General features: G+C 71.3%; 18 protein-coding genes. 7 read left to right on the forward strand and 11 right to left on the reverse strand.

Features of this window, described 5'->3' with window-relative positions:
• Positions 1-112 precede the first annotated feature (112 nt).
• The 3 genes from nhaA to ACZ5L9_RS05235 all read left to right on the forward strand — a co-directional run bounded on the left by nhaA (position 113) and on the right by ACZ5L9_RS05235 (position 2,890).
• Positions 113-1,408, forward strand: coding sequence for a Na+/H+ antiporter NhaA (nhaA, locus tag ACZ5L9_RS05225; protein WP_464534579.1), 1,296 nt, complete (start codon positions 113-115; stop codon positions 1,406-1,408).
• Positions 1,390-1,794, forward strand: a complete 405-nt coding sequence (locus tag ACZ5L9_RS05230; RefSeq protein WP_464534583.1) for a phage holin family protein — start codon at positions 1,390-1,392, stop codon at positions 1,792-1,794. Before nhaA ends, ACZ5L9_RS05230 begins: the two co-directional genes overlap by 19 nt.
• A 160-nt stretch (positions 1,795-1,954) precedes the next feature.
• Positions 1,955-2,890 (forward strand): DUF559 domain-containing protein, encoded by a 936-nt coding sequence (locus ACZ5L9_RS05235; protein ID WP_464534587.1) that lies wholly within the window; start codon positions 1,955-1,957, stop codon positions 2,888-2,890.
• Between the two features lie 62 nt (positions 2,891-2,952).
• Here the strand turns inward: ACZ5L9_RS05235 and ACZ5L9_RS05240 are convergent, their stop codons facing one another.
• Genes ACZ5L9_RS05240 through nth form a run of 4 tightly spaced genes read right to left on the reverse strand, consistent with a single transcriptional unit; the run spans position 2,953 to position 6,143 of the window.
• Positions 2,953-4,128 carry a MarP family serine protease gene (locus ACZ5L9_RS05240; RefSeq protein ID WP_464534590.1) on the reverse strand — a complete coding sequence of 392 codons (1,176 nt, stop codon included), beginning with the start codon at positions 4,126-4,128 and terminating at the stop codon, positions 2,953-2,955.
• On the reverse strand, positions 4,115-4,789 hold the full coding sequence (locus tag ACZ5L9_RS05245; protein WP_464534594.1) for an NUDIX hydrolase: 675 nt from the start codon (positions 4,787-4,789) through the stop codon (positions 4,115-4,117). The genes ACZ5L9_RS05240 and ACZ5L9_RS05245 overlap by 14 nt, the downstream gene beginning before the upstream one ends.
• On the reverse strand, positions 4,786-5,391 hold the full coding sequence (locus ACZ5L9_RS05250; protein WP_464534598.1) for a TlpA family protein disulfide reductase: 606 nt from the start codon (positions 5,389-5,391) through the stop codon (positions 4,786-4,788). The genes ACZ5L9_RS05245 and ACZ5L9_RS05250 overlap by 4 nt, the downstream gene beginning before the upstream one ends.
• Positions 5,388-6,143, reverse strand: coding sequence for an endonuclease III (gene nth / locus ACZ5L9_RS05255; protein ID WP_464534601.1), 756 nt, complete (start codon positions 6,141-6,143; stop codon positions 5,388-5,390). Before nth ends, ACZ5L9_RS05250 begins: the two co-directional genes overlap by 4 nt.
• Positions 6,144-6,268: 125 nt before the next feature.
• Between nth and ACZ5L9_RS05260 the strand changes: the two genes are divergently transcribed.
• Entirely contained in the window at positions 6,269-6,946 is a 678-nt protein-coding gene (locus ACZ5L9_RS05260) for a Crp/Fnr family transcriptional regulator (RefSeq protein WP_464534604.1), read from the forward strand.
• A 286-nt stretch (positions 6,947-7,232) separates the two neighbouring features.
• Here the strand turns inward: ACZ5L9_RS05260 and ACZ5L9_RS05265 are convergent, their stop codons facing one another.
• The 4 genes from ACZ5L9_RS05265 to ACZ5L9_RS05280 all read right to left on the reverse strand — a co-directional run bounded on the left by ACZ5L9_RS05265 (position 7,233) and on the right by ACZ5L9_RS05280 (position 9,502).
• Positions 7,233-7,958, reverse strand: coding sequence for an MBL fold metallo-hydrolase (locus ACZ5L9_RS05265; RefSeq protein ID WP_464536805.1), 726 nt, complete (start codon positions 7,956-7,958; stop codon positions 7,233-7,235).
• 71 nt (positions 7,959-8,029) lie between these two features.
• The gene (locus ACZ5L9_RS05270; protein ID WP_464534608.1) at positions 8,030-8,887 is read right to left on the reverse strand and encodes an NUDIX hydrolase; all 858 of its coding nucleotides are present in this window, start codon (positions 8,885-8,887) and stop codon (positions 8,030-8,032) included.
• A gap of 1 nt (position 8,888) precedes the next feature.
• Positions 8,889-9,350 carry a RidA family protein gene (locus tag ACZ5L9_RS05275; RefSeq protein ID WP_464534611.1) on the reverse strand — a complete coding sequence of 154 codons (462 nt, stop codon included), beginning with the start codon at positions 9,348-9,350 and terminating at the stop codon, positions 8,889-8,891.
• Positions 9,347-9,502 carry a DUF4177 domain-containing protein gene (locus tag ACZ5L9_RS05280; RefSeq protein WP_464534614.1) on the reverse strand — a complete coding sequence of 52 codons (156 nt, stop codon included), beginning with the start codon at positions 9,500-9,502 and terminating at the stop codon, positions 9,347-9,349. The genes ACZ5L9_RS05275 and ACZ5L9_RS05280 overlap by 4 nt, the downstream gene beginning before the upstream one ends.
• A gap of 43 nt (positions 9,503-9,545) precedes the next feature.
• Between ACZ5L9_RS05280 and ACZ5L9_RS05285 the strand changes: the two genes are divergently transcribed.
• The gene (locus ACZ5L9_RS05285; protein ID WP_464534616.1) at positions 9,546-10,355 is read left to right on the forward strand and encodes a maleylpyruvate isomerase family mycothiol-dependent enzyme; all 810 of its coding nucleotides are present in this window, start codon (positions 9,546-9,548) and stop codon (positions 10,353-10,355) included.
• Here ACZ5L9_RS05285 and ACZ5L9_RS05290 read toward each other — a convergent pair whose 3' ends face one another.
• Both ACZ5L9_RS05290 and ACZ5L9_RS05295 read right to left on the reverse strand, forming a co-directional pair.
• Entirely contained in the window at positions 10,356-10,955 is a 600-nt protein-coding gene (locus ACZ5L9_RS05290; protein ID WP_464534618.1) for a YdeI/OmpD-associated family protein, read from the reverse strand.
• A 3-nt stretch (positions 10,956-10,958) separates the two neighbouring features.
• Positions 10,959-11,624 (reverse strand): VOC family protein, encoded by a 666-nt coding sequence (locus ACZ5L9_RS05295; protein ID WP_464534621.1) that lies wholly within the window; start codon positions 11,622-11,624, stop codon positions 10,959-10,961.
• 50 nt (positions 11,625-11,674) lie between these two features.
• Between ACZ5L9_RS05295 and bagA the strand changes: the two genes are divergently transcribed.
• The gene (gene bagA, locus ACZ5L9_RS05300) at positions 11,675-12,676 is read left to right on the forward strand and encodes an ATPase BagA (RefSeq protein WP_464534624.1); all 1,002 of its coding nucleotides are present in this window, start codon (positions 11,675-11,677) and stop codon (positions 12,674-12,676) included.
• The gene (locus ACZ5L9_RS05305) at positions 12,673-13,941 is read left to right on the forward strand and encodes an ArsA family ATPase (RefSeq protein ID WP_464534627.1); all 1,269 of its coding nucleotides are present in this window, start codon (positions 12,673-12,675) and stop codon (positions 13,939-13,941) included. Before bagA ends, ACZ5L9_RS05305 begins: the two co-directional genes overlap by 4 nt.
• A 17-nt stretch (positions 13,942-13,958) precedes the next feature.
• Here ACZ5L9_RS05305 and ACZ5L9_RS05310 read toward each other — a convergent pair whose 3' ends face one another.
• A complete protein-coding gene (locus ACZ5L9_RS05310) occupies positions 13,959-14,237 on the reverse strand; it encodes a WhiB family transcriptional regulator (RefSeq protein ID WP_464534630.1) in 279 nt (92 codons plus the stop codon).
• Positions 14,238-14,283: the final 46 nt, after the last annotated feature.

The following is a 14,283-nucleotide window of genomic DNA, read 5'->3' on the forward strand; positions in this document are numbered from 1 at the left end:
CACTCCCCGTTGTCGTCGCCCGACGGCGCGAGTGCCTGCCGTTAGGATCGACGCCAGGTGTGCCGGGAAGTCTGGTCGGCGTCGTGTTCGACGTGCCCCGAGGAGAGATCCATTGAGCAGCCCCCGCAACCTGTTCGCCCGAGGCAGCTGGCTCGAGACGTCGCGGACCGCCGAGATCCTGCGCGCCGAGTCCACGGGTGGCCTGCTGCTGATCGCGGCCGCCGCGGTCGCGCTGGTCTGGGCGAACAGCCCGTGGAAGGGGTCGTACGCGGACCTGCACGACTTCGCGTTCGGGCCTCACTGGGGCCACCTCCACCTGACCTTGTCGGACTGGGCGGCCGACGGCCTGCTCGCGATCTTCTTCTTCGTCGCGGGCCTGGAGCTCAAGCGCGAGTTCGTCGCCGGCGACCTGCGCGATCCGCGGCGAGCGGCGCTCCCGGTGGCCGCCGCGGTGGGCGGCATGGTGGCGCCGGCGCTGATCTATGCCGCGATCAACCTCACCGCCAGCAGCGGAGAGCCGAGCGGCTGGGCGATCCCGACCGCCACCGACATCGCCTTCGCGGTTGCCGTGCTGGCCACCATCTCGACCCATCTGCCCAGCGGGCTGCGGACCTTCCTGCTCACCCTCGCGGTGGTCGACGACCTGCTGGCGATCATGGTGATCGCGATCTTCTACACCTCCTCGCTGCACCTCGCCTGGCTCGCTCTCGCGGTGGTGCCGATCGCGGTCTTCGGATTCCTGGTGCAGCGGCGGATCTGGAGCGCCTACCTGTTGATCCCGCTCGCGGTGGCCGCTTGGGTCTGTGTGCATGCCAGCGGCATCCACGCCACCGTCGCCGGGGTGGTGCTGGCGTTCACGGTGCCGGTCAAGCGTCGCGACCAGGCGCCCGGCAAGGGTCTGGCCGAGCATCTCGAGCACCTCATCCGGCCGATCAGCGCAGGCGTCGCCGTGCCGATCTTCGCCTTCTTCGCCGCCGGCGTGACCATCGGCGGCTGGACGGGGATCAAGGAGGCGTTCGAGGACCCGGTGACCCTCGGCGTGGTCTTCGGCCTGGTGGTGGGCAAGTGCGTGGGCATCACCCTGGCGACCTATCTGCTGGCGCGGTTCACCGCCGCCCAGCTCGACGACGAGCTGGCCTGGATCGACGTGGTCGGGATGGCGATGCTGGGGGGCATCGGCTTCACGGTCTCGCTGCTGATCGGCGAGCTCGCCTTCGGCCGCTCGCCGCACGGTGAGCACACCAAGGTCGGGGTACTGCTGGGGTCCCTGGCCGCTGCGGGGATCGCGACCGTGCTGCTGCGGGCCCGCAACCGCGTCTACCGCCGTATATGGTCAGCAGAGCAAGCAGAAGAGCGCACACCGGACACGACCGAGCACGAAGGATCCGCATGGCCACCGAACCCGTGAAGGCAGACGAGCCCACCATCGGCAAGCTGGTCGCCGACGCCAGCCGCGACATCTCCACCCTGATCTCCAAGGAGATCGAGCTGGCGAAGTCCGAGCTCAAGGTGAGCCTCACCGCGGGCGGCGTGGGCGTCGGTCTCTTCGCGGCGGCGGCGTTCATCCTGGTGCTGGCCGTGATCATGTTCTCGGTGGCGCTCGCCTACTTCATCAACTGGAACGGCAAGGGCCTCGCCCTGCACTGGGCGTTCCTCATCGTCTTCGCCGTCTACGTCCTGCTCGCCGCCCTGCTGGCGTTCATCGGCGTGAAGAGCGTCAAGAAGGTCAAGGCGCCCGAGCGCGCGATCGCGCAGGGCAAGGAGATCCCGAAGGCGCTCAAGCCCAGCAAGTAGCCCGACTTTGCACGGAGGACCGCCGAGTTTGCACCTGGTGCAGCTCGGCGGTCGTCATTTCCGGCCACTTCTCGCCCACAGCCCGAGGACGGGGGCCGGGTTTCCACAGGGGCGCGGCCGCCGGCAGCGGAGGCGTCGCCGGTACGGCGAGTCTCGACGGATGAGCATCGACACATCCCCCGCTCCGGCATTCCCAGCGCGACCGTTCTCCCACGGCGAGCTGCCCGACCTGGCGATTCCGCGGTCAGCGCTGCGGGCCGCTCTCGCCGATGGCAGCCTCCGCTCGCCCTGGCGCGGCGTCTACGTCCATGCCGCGCTCCCCGATTCACATGAGGTGCGAGCCGCCGCCCTCGCGTTGATCGTCAGCGAGCACCACGTGATCTGCGACCGTACGGCCGCATGGCTGCACGGCATCGACACGTTCTCCCTGGCAGAGTGGGCCGGCCCGCCGAGCGTTGAGGCGTGCGCGTTGCGCGGCCACACGCCGACACGCCTCAAGCAGACGGACGGGCGCACCCGCGACCTCTCTGCGGAGGACGCGATGGAGCTGTACGGCGTCACCGTGACGACACCGCTGCGCACCGCTCTCGATCTGGCCTGCAACCTGCGGCGACGTGAGGCGATGGCGGCCGTCAATGCGTTCGCGCGCAGCCATGGCGTGACGGCCGAGCAGATGGGCGCCGAGCTGCGACGATTCCGTGGACGACGCGGCGTCCGACAGCTCCGCGACCTGATCTCGCTGCTCGAGCCGCTCATCGAGTCGCAGCGCGAGTCGTGGTTGTGGCTGGAGATCCACGACCACGGCCTGCCGCTGCCCGTGCCGCAGCACTGGATCGACATCGACGGCGTACCCACGTACCGTCTCGACTTCGCCTATCCGCACGCCCGCATCTGCGTGGAGTACGACGGGGTCGAGTTCCACGACATGACGACCGAGCAGCGGGAGAGCGACGCCGCCCGGCGGCGGTGGCTCCGCGAGCACAACTGGACCGTCATCGTCGTCCGGAACGGGGACTTCACCGGCGATGCCCTCCTTCGCTGGATCGGGGAGCTGCGGTGCGAGCTCGCCGCGGGCTACACGATCCGCCGCTTCTGACCGCCTCTGCAAACTCGACGGTTCCAGGTGCGAACTCGACGATCCTAGGTGCAAAGTCGGGGTTAGGAGGCGCAGCCGCCGGTCGAGACCGCAGCCGTCAGACCCACGCTCTTGGCCGCCGTGTTCCGGACCTGGCTTGCGGTGAGCGCGTAGCCGGTGTCGGTGTCGGTGACCGAGGCGGCGAAGACGACGCCCGCGACCTTGCCCTCGGCGTCCACGATCGGGCCGCCGGAGTTGCCGGGCCGGATCAGGCCGCGCAGGGAGTAGACATCGCGGATGACGGTGCCGCTGCCGTAGATGTTCGGCGAGCGGAGCCGCTGCTCGGCCCGCACGCGGGCGGGCTCGAGGTCGAACGGACCGTCCTGCGGGTAGCCGAGGATCGCGACGCCGGCGCGCGGCTTGACGCCGTTGTCGAAGCCGAGCGCGGGCAGCGAGCCGGTGTCGACGTGGAGCACGGCGAGGTCGAGCGAGGGGTCGTAGGAGACCACCGTGGCATCGACGGTGTCGCTGCCGATGAGCACGCCCGGGTGGGCGACGCCCGCGACGACGTGCGCGTTGGTCATCAGGTAGTCCGGCGCGATCAGGAAGCCGCTGCCCTCGACGCCACGCCCGCACGAGCTGGCGCCGCGCACCTTGAGCACGCTGTCCGACGCCCGTACGACGTCGACGTCGTGCCGCAGCGCCGCCGGCCCGGGGCCCACGTCGACGATCCGCTCGGGCGCGAACGGCTCGAGGTAGCGCGGGAAGAAGCTGGTCCCGACGACGTTGTTGAACGTCTGCAGGCCGCGGGCGGCCGCGCCCGGCAGCACCTCGTTGACGTGACTCAGCACGGTCGATCCGCGGACCATGGAGGTGATCCCGCTGATCCGGGTGCCCGTGACGGCCACGCCGAGCGCCCACGCGACGATCAGGACGGCCGCTGCCGAGAGGGCGGCACCGCCGACGGCGTCGACGAAGCGCACCGGCCGCCAGGTGATGTGGTCACGGACGCGCGCGCCGGCGTACTGCAGCAGTCCCTGCCCGATCGAGGCGGACAGGATGACGATGAAGAGCGCGCCGAGCGAGACCCAGACCGAGGGGTTGGCGTTGCCGAGCGCCTTGGGTGCCAGCCAGACGCCGATGAAGCCACCGAGCAGCAGCCCGGCGGTGGCGAAGGCTCCGGTGACGAAGCCCTGCCAGTAGCCGGAGAGCGCGTAGACGCCGACCAGGAGGAGGAGCAGCCAGTCAAGGACGTTCATCCCTGGTCCTCCCCTGCAGCATGTAGTCGGGCAGATCGATGAGCCGGGCGTCCCGGACCTCCTCGATCCAGCCGACGAACTCGAAGAGCCGCGCCACGATGCCGCCGGTGAAGCCCCAGAGGATGACGTCCTTCTCGGGCCCGATCATGAAGCCCGGCCCGATCATGCCGGGAACGCGCGGGGAGCGCACCCGGACCCGGTGCGCCGGGTCGCGCAGCTCGGCGATGGGCACGCGGTAGATCGCGTGCACCTCCTCCAGGCTCTTCACGCTCACCGGGGACGGGTCGCGCCACCAGCCGACGATGGGGGTGACCACGTTGTTGGACGGCGGGATCCAGAGCTCGGGGAGCTCGCCGATCACCTCGACGCCGGCCGGGTCGAGCCCGGTCTCCTCCCACGCCTCGCGCAGGGCGGCGTCCCGCGGGCCCTCGCCCGGGTCGATCCCGCCACCGGGGAACGACACCTGGCCGGGGTGGGACCGCATCGTGTGCGAGCGCTCGGTGAGCAGCAGGTCGGGGCCCTGCTCGCCCTCGCCGAAGAGGATCAGCACCGCCGACTGGCGCGCGTCGTGGTCCTCCGGCGGGAGGAAGGCGGTCAGGTCGTTGCCGCTGATCGTGTCGAGGCCGCGACGGATCGGGTCGAGCCAGGCCGGCGCTGTCACAGGCTGATCCCGAGCTGCTTCTCGACCATCGCCTTGACGTCGTCGACCGAGTTCAGGCCGCCCTCGACGGGACCGGTGAGCTTGCCGTCAGCGGAGAGGAAGAAGAACGACGGGTAGTACTTGATGGTGAGCTTGGTGCCCTGCAGGTCACCGCCGGGGTCACCGACCAGGGGGAACGTGACGCCCCACTTGACCGCCTTCTTCAGCGCGACGCCCGGGTAGACGTCGGTGGAGTCGACGCCGAGGATCGGCACCTGGTCGCCGTACTGCTTGTAGAAGGACGCCAGCGCCGGCATCTCCTTCTGACACGGCACGCAGCCGTTCCACCAGAAGTTGAGCACCAGCGGGCCCTTGAGGGTGGACAGATCGACCGCGCGACCGCCGCCGAGGCACTGGATCTCGAACTTCGGCAGGGCACCCGAGCCGCTCGGGATCTGGGGCTTGGGGCAGTCCTCGATCTGCGACTTCTGCTTGATCGCGACCATGTCGGGCGCGTCGAGGTTGATCTGCGAGGGCGGCGTCGGGGTGAGGTGCGGGGCGCCGCAGGCGGCGAGCAGGACGAGGAGAGCGGCCACGAGGGCCGCGACAGGACGGCGGATCAATTGCGCCCCTCGGTGCGGACCAGCTTGGCGGCGACGGCGGGATCGGTCGGTCCCTCGCCGTACGCGGGGCACAGCTTGGCGACCGGGCAGGCACCGCAGGCGGGCTTCTGCGCGTGGCAGATGCGCCTGCCGTGCCAGATCAGGTGGTGGCTCAGCATCGTCCAGTCCCGCTTGGGGAAGAGCGTGGCGACCTCGTGCTCGACCTTCACCGGGTCGGTCTGCTCGGTGAAGCCGAAGCGGCGGGCGAGGCGGCCGAAGTGGGTGTCGACGGTGATCCCCGGGACGCCGAACGCGTTGCCGAGGACCACGTTGGCCGTCTTGCGCCCGACGCCGGGCAGCTTCACCAGCTGCTCCAGCTTGCCGGGCACCTCGCCGCCGTACTCCTCCACGAGCGTCGCGCTCAACCGCAGCAGGCTGTCGGCCTTGGCGCGGAAGAAGCCCAGCGGGCCGACGATCCCCTCGAGGATCTCGCGGTCGGCGGCGGCCATCGCCTTCGCGTCCGGGTAGGCGGCGAAGAGCGTGGGACGTACGGCGTTGACCCGCTTGTCGGTGGTCTGGGCGGAGAGCACCGTGACGACGAGGCACTCGAAGGCGTTGTCGAAGTCGAGCTCCGCCTTGGCGTCCGGATAGGTCTCGGCCAGGATCCGGTCGATCTTGCGAGCACGCCTCACCAGCCCGACGGGGGGCGGCGGTAGGACGGGCGCGACAGGCACGCCGCCAAGGGTACGGCGCGCCACCGACAGCCCGCTCATCGAGCACCGGGGACGACACCGCTAGGGTGTCAAGAGCAGGACCTCCACAGAATGTGACTTTTTCCACCGATAGGATGCGCGAGACCGCGCATCGGCCGCGGGGGGATCCCGAGAAGGAGATGGGCGTGGACCTCGACGTACTTCGCCAGGCGCCGCTGTTCAGTGCACTCGACGACGAGTCGATGACGGCGCTGCACGCCTCGATGTCGGAGACCAAGCTCCGCCGAGGCGACGTGCTCTTCCACGAGGGCGACGCGGGCGACAAGCTCTATGTCGTGCTTGAGGGCAAGGTGAAGCTCGGCCGCACCTCCTCGGACGGCCGGGAGAACCTCCTCGCGATCATGGGCCCCGGCCAGATGTTCGGCGAGCTCTCGCTCTTCGACCCGGGCCCGCGCTCGGCGACGGTCACCGCCGTCACCGACGCCGCGTTCGCCTCGCTGTCGCACGAAGACCTGCTCAAGTGGCTCGACGGCCGTCCGGTCGTCGCCCGTGGTCTGCTCGCCCAGCTCGCCGGACGGCTGCGCAAGGCCAACGACGTCGTGGCCGACCTGGTCTTCTCCGACGTCCCGGGTCGCGTCGCCAAGGCGCTGCTCGACCTGGCCGACCGCTTCGGTCGTACGGCCGACGACGGCGTGCACGTCCACCACGACCTCACCCAGGAGGAGCTCGCCCAGCTGGTCGGCGCCTCCCGCGAGACGGTCAACAAGGCGCTCGCCGACTTCGCCGCCCGCGGCTGGCTGCGTCTCGAGCCGCGCTCGGTCGTGATCATGGACGTTGAGCGGATGGCTCGCCGCGCCCGCTGAATCCGGCGCCACGGCACGCACTCCGCTGCGTTGTCGTCGCTCGGCGGCCGCTTCGCGCCCCAGGCCGCCGTCGCTCCTCCGCCTTGCGGAGCACGCACCCTGACACCGGATCCGGTGTCAGGGTGCGTGCTTCGTCCTGCCCGAGACAGGCCGGCTCGGCGACCCGGCCCCAAAGTGTCACGGTGATAGTTCACAACTGTCACCGTGATAGTTCGCGGCACCCGTGACAGTTTCAGCTGTCACCCATGCCGCAAAGTGTCACGGTGACACTTTGGCCGGCTCGCAGCTAGCGCCCGAGGTACGCCAGCTGCGCGCGGACGGACAGCTCGGCGGCGCCCCAGAGCACCTCGTCGACATCCGCGTACACGACCTCGACGACCCGGCGCGGCAGCGCGTCGGGGGCGATCTCCTCGCCGCCCAGCGCACCGAGCGCAGCCTCGACCTGCTCGAGGCGCGAGCGGCGGTGGGCGATGTAGTAGTCCAGCGCCCCCAGCGCGTCGGAGATGACCGGGCCGTGGCCGGGCCAGATCGCGGCCGCCCCATGCTCCAGAGCCAGCGCGTGCAGCCGGTCCAGCGAGTCGAGGTAGGCGCCCAGCTGACCGTCGGGATGGGCGACCACGGTGGTACCGCGGCCGAGGACGGTGTCGCCGGTCAGCAGCGCTGCGTCGGCGGGCACCCAGAACGACAGCGAGTCCGAGGTGTGCCCGGGCGTGCCGACGACGTGCACCTCGAGGTCTCCAGCGGTGACGACGTCCCCGTCGGCGAGACCCTCCGACCCGAGCCGCTGCGTCGGGTCGAGTGCTCTCACCGGCGCGTCGACGCGCTCCGCGAACGCGCGGGCGGCCTCGGCGTGATCGGCGTGGTGGTGCGTGAGGAGGACGACGGCGACCTCACCGGCCGCCGCGGCGACCGCGTCGAGGTGGGCGCCGTCCAGCGGTCCGGGATCGACCACGATCGAGCGCGCGGCACCCGGCTCGCGGAGCACCCAGGTGTTGGTGCCGTCGAGCGTCATGATCCCGGGGTTGGATGCGAGCACGCACTGCCCGCGGTCCCCGAACGTCCCGCCCGCCCACTGTTCCGCGCTCACAGGCGGCCTCGCGCCCGCAGCAGCTCGCGGTGATGCGCCATCAGGGTCAGCTGACCGTCCCGGAGCTCCGGGGTGAACATCTCGATCCGACGGGTGGCGGCCTCGGCCAGCAGCGCGTCGGGGTCGGCGAAGCGGGAGACCTCGAGGCAGGTGAGGTACGTGGGCGGCATCAGCGCCAGCGCGTCCTCCTCGGCGGCCTCCACCGCGTCGGCGGCCGGCATCCAGGTCACCGACACCGACTCCGAGGAGACGTCGCGGGTGAGCTGTCCCGACGGCAGCGCGGCGACGAAGAACCAGGTGCGGTAGCGCTTCGCCTCGAAGGCGGGGGTGGTCCAGCCCGCCCAGGCGCCGAGCAGGTCGGAGCGCAGCACCAGGCCGCGCCGGGCCAGCAGCTCGGACAGCGAAAGAGTGCGCGTCTCGAGGGCGACCCGATCGGCCTCCCAGTCGTCGCCGCTGACATCGCCGACGACCTCGTCCGCGGACGCACCCGCCAGCAGGACGCCGCACTCCTCGAAGGTCTCCCGTACGGCCGCGCACACCAGCGCTCGGGCCTCGGCCTCCGAGCAGCCGAGCCGGCCGGCCCAGACCTCCGCGGAGGGGCCCACCCACGGCGTCGACTCGGCCGCATCCCGCGGATCCACCCCGCCACCGGGGAAGACCGCCATCCCGGCGGCGAACGCCATCGAGCGCTGCCGGCTCAGCAGGTAGACCTCCGGGCCCGACGGGCCGGGCCGGGTGAGCACGACGGTCGCGGCATCACGCGGCTCGACCGGGGTCCGCAGCCCGTCGGCGTACTCCTGCGCGAGCGCCGCCGCCTCGGGCGGCATGGCCACCGGAGGCAGCGGGATCCGCACCTCAGCCGACCTCGACGATGATCTCGACCTCGACCGGTGAGTCCAGCGGCAGCACCGGTGCGGCCACCGCCGAGCGGGCGTGCACCCCGGCATCGCCGAACGCGGCCCCGAGGAGCTCGGAGGCGCCGTTGGCTACGCCCGGCTGGCCGGTGAAGTCAGGCGTCGACGCGACGAACGCGACCACCTTCACGACGCGGGTCACCTTCGACAGGTCGCCGATCTCGGCCTTGACCGCCGCGATCGCGTTGAGGGCGCACTGGCGCGCGCACTCGTACGCCTCCTCGGCGGTGACCTCGGCGCCGACCTTGCCGGTCGCCATCAGGGTGCCGTCGCGCATCGGCAGCTGGCCCGACGTGTAGACGAGCGAGCCGGTGCGCACCGCCGGGACGTAGACGGCCACCGGAGGCACGACCTCCGGGACGCTCAGACCGAGCTCGGCGAGGCGCTCGTCGGGCGTGCTCACGCCGCGACCGGACGCTTGAAGTAGCCCACCAGGTTGCCGGAGCCGTTGTCGCTGATGGTGATCAGCTCCCAGCCGTCCTGGCCGAAGTTGTTGAGGATCTGCGTGGCGGCGTGGTTGAGGATCGGCGCCACCTGGTACTCCCACTTGGTCATGGCTCCGACCCTACTGCCGCTCGCGGGCCTAGTGTCTGGGGGCATGACGGATCTCCAGCAGTACGTCGACACGTGGTGGGTCTCGGTCGGCGACCTCGTCGAGCTCGCCGCCTCCCTCGCGGACGAGGAGTGGGACGCCCCGACCGACCTGCCCGGCTGGGATGTGCGCGCGGTGCTCTCGCACATCGCGCACCTCGAGGGGGTGCTCGGCGGCGCACCGCACGAGCATGCCGACGTCCCGGAGGAGCTCGCCCACGTGAGCGGGCCGATGGGCCAGTTCACGGAGATCGGCGTGATCACCCGGCGCGACGCCGAGCCGGCGGCGATCGTGGAGGAGATCCGGCGCTACACCGCCGTCCGCTTCGACGACCTGCTCGCCGACCCGCCGACGGACCCCGAGGCCCTGGCGGCCGGCATCTTCGGCGCGATCGGCTGGCCGACCCGGACGCTGCTGCGCAACCGTCCGCTCGACGTGTGGATGCACGAGCAGGACGTACGGCGCGCCACCGGGCGTCCCGGCAACCTCGACAGCGCGGGTGCCCGGCACAGCGCCGGCTATCTCCTGGAGAGCCTCGGCTTCGTGCTCGGCAAGCGGGTCAAGCCGGCACCCGGCACCACCCTGGTGGCGTACGTCGACGGCCATGCACCGACCGCCGTCACGATCGACGACTCCGGCCGTGGACGGACCCTCGACGAGGTCCCGGACAGCCCGACGGTCACGCTGCGGATGGACCGCGAGACCTTCATCCTGCTCGCCGGAGGCCGCCGACCCGCGGCGGCCGAGAGTGTCACGGTCGAGGGCGACGAGGAGCTCGCCGCCCGATTCCTCACCGCGCTCGCTGTCACCCCTTGATCACGAAGGCGTAGGCCGCCGCTTCTGGGGGTGCGGTGTCTCCCCACGCGCCAGCATGTCCACGAACGACTCGATCCGCCGGGCGCGGGCCTCCTCGCCCTTGATCGCCGTCAGCCGGTGGTAGAGCGCGTAGCGGTTCTGCGAGGTGAGCGCGTCGTACGTCGCCTGCGCGGCCGGCACCGCCGCGATCGCCGCCAGCAGGTCGGGTGGGGTCTCGGCGGCGGCCGGTCCCTCGTACGCGGCATCCCAGCGCCCGTCGCCCCGGGCCGCCTCCACGGCGGCGAGCCCTGCCGGCGTCATCAGACCCGCCTCGGTGAGTCGCTCGACGTGGCCGACGTTGCGCAGGGACCAGCGCGACCGCGGCCCGCGAGGGGTCCACCGCTGGAACGTCGACTGCTCGTCACGCCTCTTCACCTGCCCGTCGATCCAGCCGAAGCAGAGCGCCTCGTCGAGGGCGCCGGCGTACGCCAGGTCGGTCACGGTGCCGCCCTTGCGGGTGAGCACCAGCCACACGCCGGGCGAGGTGGCGTGATGCGTCACCAGCCAGGATCGCCACGCCGCCGCGTCGGGCACCAGCAGCTCGGGCAGCTCGATCGGCACGGCTCAGCTCTCCGGCACGAAGACGCAGAACTCGTTGCCCTCGGGGTCGGCCATCACCGTCCAGCGGATCTCGTGGTCCGGCTCCCGCAGCACGCGCGCGCCCGCCGCCGCCAGGTCGGCGACCGAGCCGTAGACGTCCCAGTGGATCCGGTTCTTCACCGTCTTGGTTTCAGGGACCGGCACGAAGACGAGGCACTCGAACGGATTCCCCGGGATGTCCTCGACCGAGGCCCAGTCATCCTCCTCGTCGACCCGCGCGCCGAGCACCGTGCCCCACCAGCGCGCCATCGCGATCGCGTCGTCGGAGGCGACGACGACCTCGTAGAGCCGTTGCCTCGGAACCTGCTCGCGCTCGAAGACGCACAGCTCGCCGCCCTCCGGGTCGCGGAGCACCTTCCAGCCGAACGAGTCGAGGTCCAGGGGCGTGGCACCGAGCGCGAGCACGTCGTCGACCGAGGCCGCGTGCACGTCGAGGTGCACGCGCTGCTTGACCGTCACCGGCTCGGGAACCCGGCAGATCCAGATCGTCTCCTCGGGCCGGTCCCCGCTGAGCCGGACCTCGTCGTCGAGGACCTCGGCTGTGAGGCCCAGCACGCCCCGCCAGAAGGCGCCCATCGCCTCGTGGTCCACCGCGTCGATGCACAGAGCCTTGAACGTCGCCAGAGCCATATGAGCAACCTAGCCTTGGCCACCGACAGTTCCTGGCTAAAGTCCTACTCATGAGTTCGGACTGGCCACGCGCGCGACTCCACGTGGTCACCGGCAAGGGTGGCACCGGCAAGTCGACGGTCGCCGCCGCCCTCGCGCTGGCGTTGGCCAGCGAGGGCGGCAACGTCCTGCTCTGCGAGGTCGAGGGCCGTCAGGGCGTCGCCCGGATGTTCGACGTCGATCCGCTCCCCTACGCCGAGACCCGGATCGCCACCGGCCTGCGGGACGGCGGCAGCGAGCCCGGCTCGGTGTACGCGCTGCACATCGACGCCGAGTCGGCGCTGCTGGAGTACCTCAAGATGTACTACAAGCTCGGCCCGGCCGGCCGGGCGCTCGACCGCTTCGGCGTGATCGAGTTCGCGACCACCGTCGCGCCGGGCGTACGCGACGTGCTCCTGACCGGCAAGCTCTTCGAGGCCGTGCAGCGCAACAGCCGCAACAAGGGCGCCCGGCAGTACGACGCGGTGGTGCTCGACGCGCCGCCGACCGGCCGGATCACCCAGTTCCTCAACGTCTCCGAGTCGGTCGCCGGGCTCGCGAAGGTCGGCCCGATCAAGAACCAGGCCGACACGATGATGACCCTCTTCCGCTCGCCGCGGACCGCCGTCCACCTGGTCACGCTGTTGGAGGAGATGCCTGTCCAGGAGACCTCCGACGGCATCGACGATCTGCGCCGCAACCACCTGCCCGTCGGCGGCGTCATCGTCAACCAGGTGCGTCCGCGCGACCTGCCCGACGAGGCGCTCGCGGCGGCCCGTACGGGCTCGCTCGACCGGTCGGTGATCGCGGCCGATCTCAAGTCGGCCGGCATCGACGTCACCGACGCCCTGATCGACGGGCTCCTCGCCGAGGCGTCCGAGCATGCCGAGCGCCGGGCGCTGGAGGACGCGCAGCGCACGCTGGTCGGCGGCCTCGGCGTGCCGACCTACGAGCTGGAGCGGATCGCCGGCGGGATCGACCTGGGCGGGCTGCACGACCTGGCCGTGGAGCTGAAGCGGCAGGGGATGGCATGACGAGCGCTCCGAGCCGCGACGGCCGCCTCGACATCGACGCCCTGATCGACGATCACGACACCCGGATCATCGTCTGCTGCGGCTCCGGCGGCGTCGGCAAGACCACCACCAGCGCCGCGATCGCGCTGCGCGCCGCCGAGCGGGGCCGCAAGGTCGTCGTGCTGACCATCGACCCGGCCCGCCGGCTGGCGCAGAGCATGGGGATCGAGCAGCTCGACAACACCCCGCGTCCGGTGCCGGGGATCGGGGTCTCGACAGGCTCGACCTCCGACGGCCCGGTCTCGACAGGCTCGACCTCCGACGGCCCGGTCTCGACAGGCTCGACCTCCGACGGCCCGGTCGCGACAGGCTCGACCTCCGGGAGCTCGACCTCCGAGGGCGGCAGCCTCGACGCGATGATGCTCGACATGAAGCGCACCTTCGACGAGGTGGTGCTCAGCCAGGCCTCCCCGGAGAAGGCGCAGCAGATCCTGCAGAACCCCTTCTACATCGCGCTCAGCTCCAGCTTCGCCGGCACGCAGGAGTACATGGCGATGGAGAAGCTCGGCCAGCTCCACCGCGACGCGCGGGCCAGCGGCGCGTACGACCTGATCGTGGTCGACACCCCGCCATCGCGCAGCGCGCTCGACTTCCTCGACGCCCCCGAGCGGCTCTCCAGCTTCCTCGACGGCCGCTTCATCCGCACCATGCTCGCCCCCGCCCGCGGGCCGGCGCGGCTGATGAGCGCCGGCATCGGCATGGTCACCGGGGCGCTCAGCAAGGTGCTCGGCGGGCAGTTCCTCAAGGACCTGCAGACCTTCGTGACGGCGCTCGACACCGTCTTCGGCGGCTTCCGCCAGCGCGCGCAGCAGACCTACGCCCTCCTGCAGGCGCACGGTACGGCCTTCCTGGTGGTCGCGGCCCCGGAGGAGGACGCGCTGCGCGAGGCGGCGTACTTCGTCCAACGCCTCCAGGGCGACCGGATGCCGCTCGCCGGTCTGGTCGTCAACAGGGCGGCGCTCTCCGATCACGCCGACCTCTCCCCGGCCGCCGCGATGGCGGCCACCGAGCGGATGGCGAGCGACAGCGTCACGGCGGGCCTGCTGCGGCTGCACGCCGACCGCGAGCGGCTGGTCGCGCGGCAGCGGACGCTGCGCGAGCGCTTCGCCGCCGCCCACCCGCAGGTGGCCAGCGCCGTCGTACCGGCGCTCGCCGGCGACGTGCACGACTTGGACGGACTGCGCGCGGTCGGCGATCTGCTCGCCGGCTCGGAGGCTGCGGACTAGCCGCAGCGCCCGGGCGATCAGACGGTCGCGGAGTCCTTGGTGCGTGCCGACTCGAGCACCGTGCGCCACGACGAGCTCGGCTTGCGCCGCAGCAGCGCGCGACGCTCCCGCTCGGTCATGCCGCCCCACACGCCCCACTCGATCTGATTGTCGAGGGCCTCGGCGAGGCATTCGGTGCGCACCGGGCAGCTGCTACAGACCTGCTTGGCCTTGTTCTGCTCGGCGCCGCGTACGAACAACGCGTCAGGCTGCTCTGCCTTGCAGGCCGCCTTGGGCGTCCAGTCTTCAACCCACATGTGTGTCCCCAGATGAAAAAGTGTTCACCGATTGTGTGAGTCCCCA

It is taken from the genome of Nocardioides sp. JCM 18998 (genome assembly GCF_055391535.1).

Coding starts and splice junctions, on each gene's coding strand:
- ACZ5L9_RS05230 (WP_464534583.1), top strand. CDS start 1,390: ATGGCCACCGAACCCGTGAAGGCAGACGAGCCCACCATCGGCAAGCTG.
- ACZ5L9_RS05235 (WP_464534587.1), top strand. CDS start 1,955: ATGAGCATCGACACATCCCCCGCTCCGGCATTCCCAGCGCGACCGTTC.
- ACZ5L9_RS05240 (WP_464534590.1), bottom strand. CDS start 4,128: ATGAACGTCCTTGACTGGCTGCTCCTCCTCCTGGTCGGCGTCTACGCG.
- nth (WP_464534601.1), bottom strand. CDS start 6,143: ATGAGCGGGCTGTCGGTGGCGCGCCGTACCCTTGGCGGCGTGCCTGTC.
- ACZ5L9_RS05265 (WP_464536805.1), bottom strand. CDS start 7,958: ATGACGCTCGACGGCACCAACACCTGGGTGCTCCGCGAGCCGGGTGCC.
- ACZ5L9_RS05280 (WP_464534614.1), bottom strand. CDS start 9,502: ATGACCAAGTGGGAGTACCAGGTGGCGCCGATCCTCAACCACGCCGCC.
- ACZ5L9_RS05285 (WP_464534616.1), top strand. CDS start 9,546: ATGACGGATCTCCAGCAGTACGTCGACACGTGGTGGGTCTCGGTCGGC.
- ACZ5L9_RS05295 (WP_464534621.1), bottom strand. CDS start 11,624: ATGGCTCTGGCGACGTTCAAGGCTCTGTGCATCGACGCGGTGGACCAC.
- bagA (WP_464534624.1), top strand. CDS start 11,675: ATGAGTTCGGACTGGCCACGCGCGCGACTCCACGTGGTCACCGGCAAG.
- ACZ5L9_RS05305 (WP_464534627.1), top strand. CDS start 12,673: ATGACGAGCGCTCCGAGCCGCGACGGCCGCCTCGACATCGACGCCCTG.
- ACZ5L9_RS05310 (WP_464534630.1), bottom strand. CDS start 14,237: ATGTGGGTTGAAGACTGGACGCCCAAGGCGGCCTGCAAGGCAGAGCAG.